The sequence below is a fragment of the Paenibacillus kyungheensis genome, from assembly GCF_028606985.1.
Lineage (GTDB): Bacteria > Bacillota > Bacilli > Paenibacillales > Paenibacillaceae > Saccharibacillus > Saccharibacillus kyungheensis.
This window is the reverse complement of record NZ_CP117416.1, coordinates 5,031,421-5,046,597: the sequence shown is the minus strand read 5'-3', so window position 1 is coordinate 5,046,597 and position 15,177 is coordinate 5,031,421. Positions and strand designations below refer to the sequence as shown.

Annotated in this window: 14 protein-coding genes and 1 riboswitch; of the genes, 9 read left to right on the top strand and 5 right to left on the bottom strand. The window is 39.2% G+C overall.

Features of this window, described 5'->3' with window-relative positions; translation table 11 throughout:
• Positions 1 to 69: 69 nt before the first annotated feature.
• From PQ456_RS21900 to PQ456_RS21890, 3 genes are all read right to left on the bottom strand, one after another.
• Positions 70 to 759, bottom strand: a complete 690-nt coding sequence (locus PQ456_RS21900) for an SDR family oxidoreductase (protein ID WP_273614119.1) — start codon at positions 757 to 759, stop codon at positions 70 to 72.
• A 238-nt stretch (positions 760 to 997) separates the two neighbouring features.
• Positions 998 to 1,648, bottom strand: coding sequence for a universal stress protein (locus PQ456_RS21895; RefSeq protein ID WP_273614118.1), 651 nt, complete (start codon positions 1,646 to 1,648; stop codon positions 998 to 1,000).
• Positions 1,649 to 1,699: 51 nt separating this feature from the next.
• Positions 1,700 to 2,158, bottom strand: coding sequence for a hypothetical protein (locus PQ456_RS21890; RefSeq protein ID WP_273614117.1), 459 nt, complete (start codon positions 2,156 to 2,158; stop codon positions 1,700 to 1,702).
• Positions 2,159 to 2,569: 411 nt separating this feature from the next.
• Positions 2,570 to 2,746: riboswitch (cyclic di-AMP (ydaO/yuaA leader) on the top strand.
• 120 nt (positions 2,747 to 2,866) lie between these two features.
• Between PQ456_RS21890 and PQ456_RS21885 the strand changes: the two genes are divergently transcribed.
• The 8 genes from PQ456_RS21885 (at position 2,867) to PQ456_RS21850 (ending at position 8,188) form a co-directional block, all read left to right on the top strand.
• Positions 2,867 to 3,262, top strand: a complete 396-nt coding sequence (locus PQ456_RS21885; RefSeq protein ID WP_273614116.1) for a hypothetical protein — start codon at positions 2,867 to 2,869, stop codon at positions 3,260 to 3,262.
• Between the two features lie 81 nt (positions 3,263 to 3,343).
• Positions 3,344 to 4,081, top strand: coding sequence for an oxidoreductase (locus tag PQ456_RS21880; RefSeq protein WP_273614115.1), 738 nt, complete (start codon positions 3,344 to 3,346; stop codon positions 4,079 to 4,081).
• Between the two features lie 45 nt (positions 4,082 to 4,126).
• Complete coding sequence (locus tag PQ456_RS21875; protein ID WP_273614114.1) at positions 4,127 to 4,447, top strand: hypothetical protein; 321 nt, start codon at positions 4,127 to 4,129, stop codon at positions 4,445 to 4,447.
• A 23-nt stretch (positions 4,448 to 4,470) separates the two neighbouring features.
• Complete coding sequence (locus PQ456_RS21870) at positions 4,471 to 5,013, top strand: hypothetical protein (RefSeq protein WP_273614113.1); 543 nt, start codon at positions 4,471 to 4,473, stop codon at positions 5,011 to 5,013.
• Positions 5,010 to 5,579: a GNAT family N-acetyltransferase gene (locus PQ456_RS21865; RefSeq protein ID WP_273614112.1), complete on the top strand. Its 570-nt coding sequence runs from the start codon at positions 5,010 to 5,012 to the stop codon at positions 5,577 to 5,579. Before PQ456_RS21870 ends, PQ456_RS21865 begins: the two co-directional genes overlap by 4 nt.
• 98 nt (positions 5,580 to 5,677) lie before the next feature.
• The gene (locus PQ456_RS21860; RefSeq protein WP_273614111.1) at positions 5,678 to 7,054 is read left to right on the top strand and encodes a sodium-dependent transporter; all 1,377 of its coding nucleotides are present in this window, start codon (positions 5,678 to 5,680) and stop codon (positions 7,052 to 7,054) included.
• Positions 7,055 to 7,076: 22 nt separating this feature from the next.
• Positions 7,077 to 7,577 (top strand): DinB family protein, encoded by a 501-nt coding sequence (locus PQ456_RS21855; RefSeq protein WP_273614110.1) that lies wholly within the window; start codon positions 7,077 to 7,079, stop codon positions 7,575 to 7,577.
• Positions 7,578 to 7,714: 137 nt separating this feature from the next.
• A complete protein-coding gene (locus tag PQ456_RS21850) occupies positions 7,715 to 8,188 on the top strand; it encodes a DUF6526 family protein (RefSeq protein WP_273614109.1) in 474 nt (157 codons plus the stop codon).
• 212 nt (positions 8,189 to 8,400) lie between these two features.
• On the opposite strand, the gene PQ456_RS21845 is transcribed toward PQ456_RS21850, so the two are convergent.
• Entirely contained in the window at positions 8,401 to 9,336 is a 936-nt protein-coding gene (locus PQ456_RS21845; protein ID WP_273614108.1) for an aldo/keto reductase, read from the bottom strand.
• Positions 9,337 to 9,829: 493 nt separating this feature from the next.
• Here PQ456_RS21845 and PQ456_RS21840 point away from each other — a divergent pair, with 493 nt between their 5' ends.
• The gene (locus PQ456_RS21840) at positions 9,830 to 10,165 is read left to right on the top strand and encodes a DUF1475 family protein (protein WP_273614107.1); all 336 of its coding nucleotides are present in this window, start codon (positions 9,830 to 9,832) and stop codon (positions 10,163 to 10,165) included.
• Between the two features lie 204 nt (positions 10,166 to 10,369).
• Here the strand turns inward: PQ456_RS21840 and PQ456_RS21835 are convergent, their stop codons facing one another.
• Positions 10,370 to 15,136 (bottom strand): immunoglobulin-like domain-containing protein, encoded by a 4,767-nt coding sequence (locus PQ456_RS21835; RefSeq protein ID WP_273614106.1) that lies wholly within the window; start codon positions 15,134 to 15,136, stop codon positions 10,370 to 10,372.
• Positions 15,137 to 15,177: the final 41 nt, after the last annotated feature.

Here is a 15,177-nt window from a genome sequence, read left to right as displayed (position 1 = left end):
TTTTATATAGTCTATGGTGTTTGTTCTATGCTAGAGCCATCATTGATCGTATATCTATAGTCAATACACTTAACTTTGTTGTTGCGTTGGAGCTAGAGCGATCTCACGAATATTGATACTTTGAGGCTGACTGAATGCAAAGTAAATCGTATCTGCAATCGTTTGTGGCATTAAGTTGAGTTTAGCTTTTTCTCCGGTCGTCTGATCGTTCCACTCGGTCTCAGTTAATCCAGGAGAGATCGTAACGACCCGTACGTTGTGCGGAGCTACTTCTTCGCGTACATTTTCACTGATTGAATGAACAGCAAATTTGGTTCCACCATAAGCGACATGATCGGCAAATGTTTTTTTACCTGCAATCGAGCTGATATTGATAATAGTACCTGACTTTTGCTCAATCATTGATGGAAGTACAGCTTGCATCCCATTCAGAAGTCCAATGACATTGGTATTATACATCTCTTGCCATTCTGCTGGATCTTGAGTCGTAATATCACCAAGCAACATTCGACCTGCATTATTTACAATCCCTTTGACCGGACCGAAATGTTCTTCTGCTTCTGCAATCGCTTGATCCAGAGCAGGTCGATCTGTAATATCAATAATCGCTTTCATCACCTGACGACCAGCAAATGCTTTTAATCGATCTTCACGACGAGAAAGTAACAATACATTATGTCCTTTAGCGATAAAAAGTTTGGCAGTAGCTTCTCCTATACTTGACGACGCGCCTGTAATCACAACAAATCCTGTTTTCATAATTCAATAAACTCCTTTATTGATATGAGATAGTGGAAGGGAACAACTTCACATTATCATGTCTAGGTAAGGAGCACAGTGAGAAAGATTATAGTTAACAACATTTTTGAATATAAATTTTTGATAATCAAAATATATTCCAATTGATACCCCTGATCGCATAGCAAATTACCTGCAACCCCTTGATAGATGAAGGGATTGCAGGCTAGTAATGAATATATGATCGACAGTCGCTATATTACACCGAATGAGGTTCCAATACCAATTCATCAATCAACTTGCCTTTGAATACTTTCAGATATTGATATTGCCCGTCGATACATAATTTGAGCAATCCATTATCGAAGTCTGTATGCATATCTTTGAAAAAGATACCTTCTGTAATGATCGGTCGACCATGCGTCTCATACGCAATTTCGTATCCGCGCGAAGTCTGAATCACGTCTACATCTACGCCTTGTTCATGGGTTTCTTCGAGATGGGCTTGCATACGCTGTACCGCTACAATATGTAGATCGATCGCTCCCAGCTTTTCCAGTAGATCGTTTACGATCGAACCTTTTATAATTTCTTGCCAGCGAGTCTGAGCCGATTGTCCAATAATAAGTTGCGTAATATCGTGTTGTTGAGCGGTAGAAGTAATAATATCAGCCGCTTCTTGTCCGTTACTTTCTAAAAGCACAAAATGACCGCCAGCTTCTTCTGTTAATTTACGCCATAACGCTACATAGTTCTCTTGTTGTTGATCCATTTCATCGAGAGGTTGATCGATTACACTTAATACACAAAGTGGAGACTGAATAAGTTGAGATAAATGAATACCACGCCTGATCAATCGTTCTCCATTGGGTCCATAATACACACAGACCATAATCTTTTCAGAATTCAAGCTAGATACACTCCTTTATTGAGGTAGTTATGATCCATTAACCATAATTATTTAAAAGGAATAATAAGCGATTGTATAATCTAACAAAAAAGCATGATTCACCAGTATATCAGAAGATGCCCATACATCGGGCGGATCTTGTAGACGATTGCATAGATCAGTTAAAGCCTCTACCATCACCTGACTACGCACATCTCCCCAGCTAGCATGATGTTGAGCGATATGAGATTGTGCTTGCTGTAGCGAGCATTTTTTCAGCGTAGAGAATACCCGGCACCATTTCACCAGGTCTAAATGTTGAACCTGATCGGTAAACGAATATTCCGCCCAACCGGTAATCCCATGACTTGCTATTTTTAACAGCCCACAATGCAGATACCCATCCATATCAGGTAACGCAAGCAGATGATTATCATACTGGAACACTTCAATCGAATGAATATGATGTGTAGCCAGATCCACCGTGGATACAGTATTGCTAGCAGGCGCTATCGGCGAAATTAAACTCATCTCAAATCTACACTCCTTCAAATAAAATCGCTATCTCTATACATAGTAAAACCAGATAAATCAGTAACCGGCACACTTTTTTGATGTCAGATATTGTTAGCAATCATAGTACCGTTAAGGGTAGAAGTAAAATCAAATCTAAGCTTTTAATAGGCTTTATATGCTTGAAAATAACGATGTAATCGGATTCATTGGTCTCAATCACGTTCTAATGGCTATCATGCTTGCTGATACAACCGTTTATATAAATACTGCGCAAACAGCAGAAAAAGAAGGATGGAATGATGAAAATAAGAGCATACTGCTCAAAAGATAAAGGAATTGATTCAAATTCACTCCTTATGAAGAGTCAGACTGCTTTACAAACGAAAAAGGCGGGCGTATGATTTCATTCAAGTTCATTACAGCTTAATGGCTGAAAGGCTAAATCTAGACCTTTCAGAAAGCGGGGGAACCATACGAATAGACAGGGTATTAGAGATCTATTCAGGGGTGAATCAGAGACGACAGCTCAGGTTGATCTATCTGTAGGGAGACTCTTACTTCCGAATCCGTCAGCTAACCTCGTAAGCTGCAATAAGAGAGACGACAACAGTCATCTATGCCATATCAGGGGCTTTTTTGCTCCTGTCTTAGAAGCTGATGAAGAGGTCCTCTTCTAACGGCTTTTTTTTGTTGTCTACAATGAGTGGAGGAGCGCGAACACGCATGGAGTACGAACAGGAATTTGTACTGGTATCGCCTGCTACAGTAGCAGGGGAGCAATTTATTCAATTACTCAAAGTTAAAAAAATACCGTTTGCTATTATAGTGAACAGTCAGGCAGATCAGCTTCGATTTGAAAAGATAGGTATTGAGCATATTCTAGTAATAGATACTCAGCGACAAGACTTATGGCGTATCCCGCAATTGAATATTGGCAAAATCTATTTATTTGAACGTAGTCTACCGTTATGTTGTCGTTATATCCAGATCTGTCGTGCATGGACATCTGATAAGCTATATGTCATTACAGAAGGCAGCCAATCACGCTTAATTTATCGTGGTTTGGGTGCAGATTATATTATTCATACCAATGGAAGTAGCGCTTCGTTTTTATTATAAAAAAAGACTGCTGATCCAACGATCATTTTATTTTGCAATTTGTCGGTGATATCTTGATAATAAAGAAGATAGAGAACCAAGATGATGCGCAGAATGGAGATGATCGTTGTGATCGGTAAAACAGCACTCGTCGCTGGAGCAACAGGTCTTGTGGGCAAAAAGTTGTTGCGTCAGTTATTAGATAGCACAGAATATACACGAGTGATTGCTCTTGTCCGTGAACCTGTGCAACAACTACAACATCTGAAGTTGCAACAGATCGTAGTGGATTATCGTAGATTAGAAGATTATCGAGCAGAGATGAAAGCAGATGATGTCTTTTGCTGTCTCGGTACAACGATTAAGCAAGCAGGAACGCAAGCGCAGATGATCGAGATTGATGTATTGTATCCGGTGTCTGTCGCTATGGTGGCGTACAAACAAGGAGCCAAGCAGTTTATCGTGATCAGCTCGATGGGCGCTGATCCCAAATCCAGTATTTTTTATACACGTACCAAAGGAGATATGGAGCAACGGTTACAACAAGTTGGTTATTCTTCATTATCGATTGTTCGTCCATCCTTATTGCTAGGCAAACGCAAAAATAGCCGCGCAGGAGAGCAATTCGGTGCTGTAGTCTCTCAAGCACTATCATTTCTAATGATAGGTCCTCTTCGCAAATATCGAGGTATCGAAGCAAGTGACGTTGCACGAGCGATGTATCGGATCGCTCAGACCTCCAAGTCAGGTACTCACATATATATGTCAGATCAATTGCAACGAATCGCAGACGAGTCCCAGAGTCGCTCCGCTTCAATGAGCAAATCAGCGAGATCGTAGTAGGTTATAGTTCAATTTTTAATTATAGAAATGGAGAATAGCAATATGCCTCAGTTAGAACCAAAGCAAGCCGCTTCAATTATCGAAAAATGGATTGCTTTTTACGATATGGATAATGCCAAAGCATGGGATAAAGACGATTATCCTTTTATCCAATCTTCTTGCAAAGTGATGCGCAGTGCTATTCAAGCATTACGTGGAAAAGCACCTGCACCTAATGAACGTCGCAAAATCGTGGCTGGACTTGAAGATTGGTTAGATGATTCATTTATGGACGATCCGAATGAATGGGAAAAAGAAAATAAAGCATTTGTGCAAGAAGCATTAGAAGCGATTCAATTTACAATTCAATTTCTACAAAAATAATGAATAACAGGCAGGAGTGCTCTATGCCAGACGGGTATATTCCACTGTGCAGTCGTGTAATTGGCGATTTTTATATTGCATTTGAACCGCACTCCCATAGTCTAAATATCTATATGCACAGACCAGAACCAGCGCTCGAAGGGTCTACAGATAGTTCTACGATTGTATCGGATGATCAATCTACCATTTCGCCTGCTTCGATGTTGTTGATCGGGTATCTCAAGGTCACATATTCACAAGCTGCTAAGCCTACCGAGTCAGAAGATGATCCTTCTGAGAAAGGGTGCGGGCTGGATGCGGTCTATATCAGTGATTTTCAAATCTATTTCAATTATCAAGATCTCAAATTAGCTGTACCTGTAATTACGCTGTTGCGAGATACATTATCGGCTGAAGGATATCGTCTACTGGCTGCGCATATTTTCAAAAATGAACGCTCTTATGCCAAATTACATCATACGTATATCGAGCGGTGCGGAGCCACGATACGGCGTGAATATAGCGATTATGTCATTATAGAATGGAAATGGAATCCGGCAGATGATGCAGATAGGAGAATAAGATGAATCACGATACGAACAACCATATTCAGGTAACTCTGTGCCGGGAAGAAGAAGCACATATCATATGCAATATGTATCCATATTACTTGTACGATCTGTCAGAGATATGGGAGCGTCAGCCGAATTCACAAGGCATATTTGATGAAGAACAATATGCTACGCTTCACCAGCAAAGCGATGCGTTTCTGATCTGGTGGCGACATCCAGGGGTTCTATATCCGTGGATTATTCGTGTGAACGGCGTGCCTGCTGGATTTGCTTTGATAGCGACTCCTCCTTATATCCCTGATGGTTCTCAAGCGCAATATTACTTAAACGAGTTTTTTGTTATGCGTCCATTTCGTGGACAAGGAGTCGCTCAGCAAGCAGCTATTCACGTATTTGACCAATATCGAGGCGATTGGGAACTACAGACCAATGCATCCTCACGAAATCATCATACTCAATCGTTCTGGAACAATATATTGTCACAATATACAAAGGATCAGTACAGTAAGCGCGAAATAACAGATGAAGATCAGCAACAATTGCTTTCGTATTGCTTTAATAATCAGCAAAAAAACGAATAATCATGATTTTTTTCAGTTTGTTACTTTCTTTTCATGGACAATATATAACGTTTTGTGTAACATAGGCATAATTCACTTTATTAATAAGGAGTATACCTATGGCACAAAAAGAAGGTTCAGATTCAGCAAGTACAGGCAGTGGTAAGATCGAACGGTTTTCAACAAGCGGGTTTATTTTGGCAGCGATTGGTAGTTCAGTAGGTCTGGGGAATATGTGGAAGTTCCCATATATCACCGGTAAATACGGCGGGGCTGCCTTTTTCTTAATGTTTATTATTTGTCTGATCGTAGTAGGTCTACCGATTCTATTGGCAGAAATGGCGATTGGTCGAAGTGGACGGGGTAATGCTGCGGCTTCGCTTTTCAACATTACAGGGAAGAAGCATTGGAAATGGATCGGTACGATTCCAGTAGTGACTTCTTTCTTGATTATGTGTTATTACGGTGTGGTAGCAGGATGGACACTGCATTATACGGTATTATCTTTTAGCGGTAGTCTGTCTGATGTTAATACTGATTTTACAGCAGAATTTACGAATTTTGCTGGTGGTTATGCACCGTTGTTCTGGCAAGCGGTTGTAATGTTAATTACAGGTATCGTTATAGCTAAAGGGGTATCTGGCGGAATTGAGAAATACAATAAGATTCTGATTCCAGGGTTTTTGGTTATTTTGCTTATATTGATGTTCCGTTCATTGACGTTGCCTGGAGCAGCGGCAGGGGTAGAGTTTTTCTTAGCACCTGATTTTGATAAGTTAAGTCGGGCTTCGATCTTAACAGCGCTAGGACATGCGTTCTTCTCGCTATCACTTGGAATGGGTTGTATGTTAACGTACGGTTCTTATGTACGTAAAGAGCAATCACTAGGTAAAGCAGCGCTTGCGATTGGAGCAGGAGACTTGTTCTATGCACTATTAGCAGGACTGATTATTTTCCCTACAGTATTCTCTTATGGACTCAAACCGGATCAAGGGGTAGGGCTAGCATTTATGGCGTTGCCTGCGGCATTTGCGCAAATGCCTTTAGGTGCTTTTTTTGGCGGTCTATTCTTCTTATTGCTAGCGATTGCGGCGATTACTTCATGCTTCTCTATTCTCGAAGTACCTGTAGCGTATGCGATGGGACAATGGAATTGGACTCGTAAAAAAGCAGCGAGTATTGTCTGTATTTTCTCTTTCATACTCGGTGTTCCTGCTGCGTTATCTGTCGGGGGTGTTCTTAGCTTTATCACATTGGATGGCAAAAGTATTTTTGATGTATTCGACTTTGTCACTTCTTATATTTTGATGCCTGTGGGCGGATTTATTGTTACGATCTTTACCGGATATGCATGGAAACGTGCAGGTGAAGAAGCAGGATTATCAGGATTCTGGTACGATACATGGATGTTTATTTTACGTTATATTGCACCGATCTTAATTATCCTGATCTTCTTATTTTCTATAGGCATTATTCAACCGCCTCAACCGGAATAAATACGAAAAAAGGAGCATTTATATGACCATTTCTTCTCAAGAAGCTTTTTCCAAAGCGTTAGTACAGTCTTTGATCGGAGAAAGAGGGCATTTACCTATCGCGCGCGCGTTGTCGGATGTCGATCTAGAATTGTCCGGTCGTGTGCTAGAACATTCTCCTTATACAATTTACCAACTGATTAGTCATATGAGTTACTGGCAAGATTTTATGTTGACTCATTTACGCGGTGAAAAGCCTCAATTGCCAGCGAATGTTAGCGAAAGTTGGCTTACAGAAGTCCAAGCTGTCGATGAAGCGACATGGCAAGATGTATTGGATCGCTTTTTGCAAGGGATCGATTACGCTTGTGAGTTAGCACGTACGATGAATCTGGAGCAACCATTAGTTCATTTCCCGGGGGAAACGGCTGCTGGATTGTTGCGTAATATTGCTTCACATAATACGTATCATTTGGGCGAAATCGTATTGTTACGTCGTCTGTTTGGCGCATGGCCACCACCGGGCGGCGGATATCCTGCTTAACGTATACATCAGGTCTTTGTATGATTGTGGTGAGTATTATTTCTTCTTTATAAGCAAAAGTGTTCTGCTATGAGCCGTCGATCTCTTTTCTTTCTTTGTGATCATGGTAGTATTTCCAGGGATTGGTGTAATAATACATGGGAACTACATTTACAGTAGAAAAAGGATGTGTAATCATGGCAACACCACCGAAGAAGAAATCGATTCGTTATGATTGGCCGTATCATTTTGTGGCTTTGCCTCTTTTATTAGTAACGTTTGTGCTAACTGTGATCTATTGGGTCGAAGCGATTCGTTATGATGAGCATGTATTGCTATCATGGTTACTGTTAATATTAATGGTTTGTTTATTTTTTGCGATTCCGCGGATTCGAGTCTATGCGACCAAAACGCAAGATCGCATTGTGCGTATCGAAGAACAGTTCCGTTATTTCCGTTTAACCGGTAAAGAATTAGACCCTCGTCTATCCAAAGCTCAAATTATTGCACTTCGTTATGCAAGTGATGCAGAATTTCCTGCATTATCCGAACGTGCAGCCAATGAGAATCTATCCAGTTCAGATATCGAAAATGCGATTACGAACTGGCGCGCCGATCATATGCGTATCTAGTCGATAGCGAATATGATACTTATCAACTTATGATGTGTATCGAAATGATATAAAATATAGCCTGAAGTCGCTCTCTACAGAGCGGCTTTTTTTGTTGCAACATACCTCGATCACTCCAAATAGATACGATAAAAATTGAAACCATACCAAAAAACCGAGCACTACAGATCATGTAGACGCTCGGCTTTGCTATTTAGAATACAGATAATCAATTAGCTAAAAATGGTATCAATCTGTGCAATTTCTTGTGGTGTTAATTGTACATGTAGCGTTTGAAGATTGTCTTTCACTTGCTCAGCACGCTTCGCACCTGGAATAACAGCATCAATCGAATCGCGTGTAAGATACCATGCTAATACAATATGAGCAATATCGACACCTTTGGCTTGTGCAATCGGACGAAGTTTATCTACTTTTTCTAAATTATTAATAAACGCTTCACCTGTAAATAGTGGGTTATTTGCACGAATATCATCGAACTTGGTGTCTTTGGTATATTTACCGCCTAGTAATCCTGAAGCAAGCGGGAAATAAGGAATAAATGTAATTCCATTTTCAGCGGTATACGGTAATAGATCTTGTTCAGCATCTCGATGGAACAGATTGTAATGAGATTGAAGAACATCGACATCGCCGTTTTTGTTCGCTTCTTTTAACTGTTCTAACGAGAAGTTAGATACACCGATCGCCCGAATTTTACCTTCGTCTTTCAACTTTTTCAGCTCGGCTACAGCTTGATCTTTCGGTGTATGTTCATCAGGGAAATGAATATAAAATAAATCGATATAATCGGTTTGTAGTCGTTGTAGACTTTCTTCTACACTTGCACGTAGAAATTCAGGTGAGTTATCAATCACCACTTCGCCGCTATCTGTAAATTTATGAGCACCTTTGGTAGCGATAATAACGTCTTTACGCTTAACTGTTTCTTGAAGCACTTCACCAATCAATTCTTCAGAGCGCTTAGGTCCATAAATGAATGCAGTATCTAGAAAATCAATTCCTTCTGCTAGTGCAGTACGGATCATTTCTTTACCGACTTCTTCATCCAAATTAGGATAAATATTATGTCCACCAACCGCATTCGTACCCAGTCCGATTGGATTTACCCATAGATCGCTTTTACCTAATTGTTGTTTTTCAGTCATGATTCATTCAGCTCCTTTGATCTCTTTACTTGATTCTCTTCTATTTTAACAGAATATCATGTGGAGTTAAAATATCGGAATAATTGGGTTTTAAATTGGAGAGTCACCGCTCCAGAAAATAATTTGTTCTTGCCGTCGCTGGTGAAGTCTAATCCCTTGAATGACTGGCAAGCAGTCGGGATTGGACTTCAAAGGCGACTTTCAGAATAAATTATTTTCTTCCGCTCTGTGCGAGGAGGCATGGGGGTGGGTAATTTAAAACAAGTGTGAATGATTCCTCTCCTTGAAGAGGAGGGGCAGGAAGGGAAAGAGTATATAATTAGGAGTTAGTGTAGTTATGAATGGTGTGGAGTAAGAGGATGTATAGGGTAGTTGGATGAATAGAATTGGAAGAAAATAGATGGTAAGAAGATGGTTATCAGATATGTTCTATAGGATCGGGTCAGTGTAGGGAATGAACATGTACGTGAGGGAAGGTAGGAGAAGAGGATCAATGAAAACGGCTAAGGTGTTGAGTTTGGTTTTATTTATTGTGATGATCTGTAGCAATGTGTATGGAGCTGTATTTGGGGATGTGTTGGTAGAAGGGCAAATGTTGTTGTCATTGTTATGGGGTCGGTTGGTGCTGGTCGATTTTTATGTGGGGATGATTTTATTTATTTCTTGGATGATTTTTCGCAAAGAATCGGGTTGGCAATTACTTCTGTGGATCTTGTTATGTATCTGTCTGGGTAACTTCTCCACGTCGCTGTATATTTATCTAGCGTTACGTCATAGCGATGGAGATTGGAATAAATTCTTTTATGGCAAACGAGTAATAGGGCACTAGAAAATGAATATAAAACTAGATGAAAAAAATCGCTAAATTGCAATGTGATTTTAAAAAATGAACAATGTTCTACTATTATTAAAATGATCATTCACAAGACGACTCGCAATACAATTCGTAAGACAAATCAAAAAGGGCAACTTCCTACGAATAGGAGGTTGCCCTTTGAATGATACAATGCTCATTTGTCTTCTTAATCGCTACTTATTTCAAAGTGTAGGAGTTAGAAGCTTCCATGATATCTGCATAAGCCCAGTGACTAGCAGGAACATCTTTCCATGCTTTGTTGCCAGCTGTTAAGTTAGCTGTTTTTTCTAAAATTTTGTTCAAAATTGTTACGGCTTGAGCACGAGTTAACGGTTGATCTGGTTGGAAGCTAGAAGGTGATACACCTTGCATCAATCCAGCCGTTGTTACACGCTTGATATCGTTTGCTGCCCAGTGTCCGTTGATATCATTCGCAAAGGAGCTTCCTGCACCGCTAAGACCTTGCCAGCGGCTTACAATAGCAGCCATCTCTGCACGAGTGATCGGTTGAGCTGGAGCGAACTTACCGTTTGTTAGACCTTTCATCAGTCCAGTGGATTGCATAGAAGCAATGGCTTGATGTGCCCAGAACGTAGCAGATACATCAGAATAACTTCCGTTACCACTAGCAGATGCTTTTGGTGCAGTTGCTTGTAAACGATACAATAGGGAAGCCATTTCCGCACGAGTAATGCTGTTGTTTGGACGGAATGTTTGATCCGGGTAACCCTGGATATAAGCAGGTTTGACTACACCAGCCGTTGTATCTGTATTGACATTGTTGTTATCTGTTGTTGAATTATTCGTTGGAGCAGATGCCAGGTTCTGCATATCTACAATCGTAAATGTACTAAATTTGTTAACTGTAAATTGTAGACCTGTCTGACCATTACCATAATCCACTACGCTTGGTTGTACCAATTCACGATCACCATCACTATGCTCGATAAAGATACGCAATTGATTTAACCATTGTTGTTTGGCTGTTGCATCTTGTGGAATCGCACTGTTGTCGATCGGCATTACCAATTGAACCGGTTGATTTTGCAAATTCGTTTCAATGGTCATTGGACGACCCACTACAGAGATATCACCATTGCCTAGAGCTTGTTTTACGATCTGTTCTTGTTTTGCACGATTTGCCACTGCATTTTGTTGTGCTACTGTTTTGAGTGGTACAAAGTGGAAATAAAGATCGTTTGTAATATTGTTCAATGAAGTAGAAGCAACAGACAATTTCGCATCGTTGGTGCTAATTTCTAAATTCATTGCTGCATTTTTCAAATCTTTCGCTGCTGTTAACGGTAAAGTGATATCGGTTTGAGATACTTCATCGCTAGCATCTGGAACAACTAGACGAACCGTTTGTTGAGCAGCATCTTTTAGCTTCGTAATCGCTTCGATCACTTTATCAGTTGAGAATGTGATCTGATCTTGTTTTTGACCATTAGCTTGAGTTGTACGGTTGACCACTGCTGTAGCAGGAATCGTTGTTTTGCCTTTACCATCATCTACATCAAGTGTGATCTTTTGTGAACCACCTGAAGAAGATGTTTTATCATCGGATTCTTTGACTGTTACTGTTGCACTTGCGAACAGTTCTTTTTGAGATACAGAGTAAGCGCTGATGATTGCTGTACCTTTACCGATTGGAGTAACAACACCGTCAGTTACTGTAGCTACACTTGGATTGCTGCTGATCCATAATACAGTAGAATCTGTAGCATTATCAGGAGTAACAGTTGCTTTTAATGTTTGAGCCGCGCTTTTTTTCTTGAAATCTAATGTTGCTTTGTCTAAAGTAATGCCAGTTACTGGAATCACTTCTGCTTCATCCAAGAAGTCTAGTTTAGTCAATGTACCTGATTTTGCAGAACTTACATACCCTGTATGGTCTGGTAAGAATGCAACACCATAAGCAAAGTTTGTTTCACCCATCATTTCAAAATTCTGTGTTGCAACAGGAAGATTTTGAAGTAAAGAAGCTTTTGCTTTGTACAAGTAGGCATATCCCACATTTACATATAAATTACCAAATTGGCTAATCGTAATACCGCGAATGACTGTTGGATAAGATGCAACCAATTCAGGATTCAGATTGGCACCAGATAGACGAACAATATTAGAAGTCGATGTTTCGCTAAAATAATCATTTGTAGTAGTAGCAATATACAAACGATCTTGTTGATCTAAAGCAAGTCCAGTAATAGATGTAGCATTTTTCATACCTTGAGTAGAAATGAGATTAATAGGTTCACTGGATGGATTAAACACTTGACTAGGCGCAGTGTAATAAAGAGTGCTATATTCTTCTAAATCTGAAGTTGTATAAGGCAGTAATTCACTGTCTTGCAGATACTTATGATCTAGCACCCATACACGATTATCACCAGATTTGGAGTAATATAGGTCTCCAGCTTTGTTTAATGTTACAGCAACGATATCATCGCCTTTAGAAAGGTGAGTCACTTTTAATGTTTTAGTAGAAACTTTGTAAAGTCCACGATCATAATCAGCATAATATACATCACCATTGAAATACGCTAATTCAAATGGACGATTAAGTTCAACTTGTGTAAGATCGGTCGGAATAGCTTTCACTGATACATAACGAGTCACTTCTTGTGCATTTAAACCAGAGCTACTTTTTACATTGTAATGAACAATGTATTCACCTACAACAGAGGTATCAATAGCATTTACAGGTTCACCATTTAACGTATAAGTGACAGTTGGTTGTAGATTGCTATCGACAGAATCTGTAATAGCAACGCCTGCATCGACATAAGCATCACCTTGGGTTAGTCGAATATAAGAGTCGCCATTCAATGTGATAACAGGAGGAGCAACTTTTTTGAACGGTTGAATAGAAATACCATTACTATAATATCCTTTACCATCTGGTAGGATAACCAACCCTACTGCAGAATAAAAATCACTTGGGTAAGACTCGATAAGTGAATTATCTACAGGTAAGCTTTGTAAATGATCATAACTTATCTTTTTAAGCCCCACACTTAAAAATCCGCTACTGCTATAAAATAAATTTCCTTTGGCATCTGTAGTGACTCCCAAAATACCATGATAATTAGAATTTGTATTATTTGTGAGTACGTTTTGTCTTGCTTTCGTTGTCAGGTTTACTTTGATAAGGCTACTGTCAGAGTTGGAGCTGTAATTGTAGCTTCCAATATACATATTATCATTGTTATCAATAGCCAACCCGTACATACTAGTGTTATTGTATGAATCGAAAACGTTTGAATAGTCATTAAAATTTGCTGAATCTAACGGGAGATCTTGCAGATATTTTGCAGATATTTTGTAAACATGTTTATCTCCGTTTTTGGTATAAAATAGATCGCCCGCTTTATTTAAAGCGACACCGAAAAAACTATTTGAAGATTTAACTATATGTTCTACTTCACCTGTAGTTACCGATACACGATCAATCCCTTTTTGGTAGGAGGATACATATACATATCCATTGTGATAAGCCATACCATATGGACTTTGAATATTCGTGTTAGTAAGATCGAAATAACCGCTAATTTTGTTGACAACAACAGTGCGAGTCACTTGCTCAGCAGAAAGGTTTGAAGGGTTAGTGACATTGTAGTAAATAGTATACGTACCCGCAATGTTAGTATCTATACTAGAAACAGGAGTATCATTTAAAGTATAGTTTACAGTTGCTACTAAGTTAGGATAGGCATTATCTTTAACCACTACACCAGGCTCTACAAAAGTATCGCCTACATTTAATGTCATTTGAGAACTACCAAGAAGTTCAATGATTGGCGCAATAGGTTGTATAGGTGATTTTTGCATAGATCCACCACTACCAATGTAAGAATCGCCATTCGAAAGGAAAACAATTCCATATGCACTTACATAAGAGTTTGGATTTAAATTAACTAGACTACTGGATTGTAAAGGAGTGGTAGTCAAATCTTTTGAAGAAATCCGATATACTTTTTCATTATCCCCAGCAGTATAAAGGTTTCCGTACAAATCAAAAGAAAAGCTCGTGAAGGAAGTAGTAAAATTCTCAATCACAACTTGAGCACTGTTTGTACCTGCTGGAATTTTTAAAATAGCTCTTGTTGAATAATCAGAGAAATATACATTATCCTTGGCATCGATAGCTAAACCATAAATATAATTATATTTGTCAGAAAAGAATACAGTACTACTCTCATTGAAGGCTGTATTACTCAATGGTAATTCAAGCATATCTTTGTGAGATACTTTATAAATATGTGAGTCACTATCAATAGTATAAAATAAGTCCCCAGAAGAATTTAAAGCAACTCCCATAAAAGAACGAGCAGCTTTTACAATCGAAGTTACTTTACCTGTGTAAAGATCTACACGAGATATTCCAACTCCGCGTTGAGCAACGTAAACGTTATCTCCATAGTATGCCATACCATAAGCGTTAGAAAGATTAACGCTTGATAAATCGATATATTGTTTAGAACTTGTAACAAGAACTGTGCGGATAACCTCATCAGCGGCTACATTATCACCATTAGTTACATTGTAGTGAATCTTGAATATACCTTCTAAACTCGTATCAACTTTAGTTACAGGAGAACCGTTGTACTCGTAAGTGATATTAGCTGTTTTGAGATCAGGGTATACATCGTCTTGTACGGTTACACCTGGATCAGAAAAGGTACTACCTACTTTAATTTGAATCTGTGCATCTCCAATCAACGTAATCACAGGTTTACTGTTTGTTTGATTCGAAGAAACACCAGTATTTGTACTTTCGACATGAGTGACAGGAGTGCCAGAAGAGTAAGTGTCATTGGTAACCGAGCTTGATTCGTTGCTAGTTGTTGTATTGGTTGTATTGTCCTCAGCAAAAACATTTGTCGTTGCTGTCCCCGGCAATGCAATCAATACAGCTAAGCATAAAATCATCCATTTTTTCATGCTATAAATATCCCCTTTGCTTTTTAAATCTGTGAATCTTG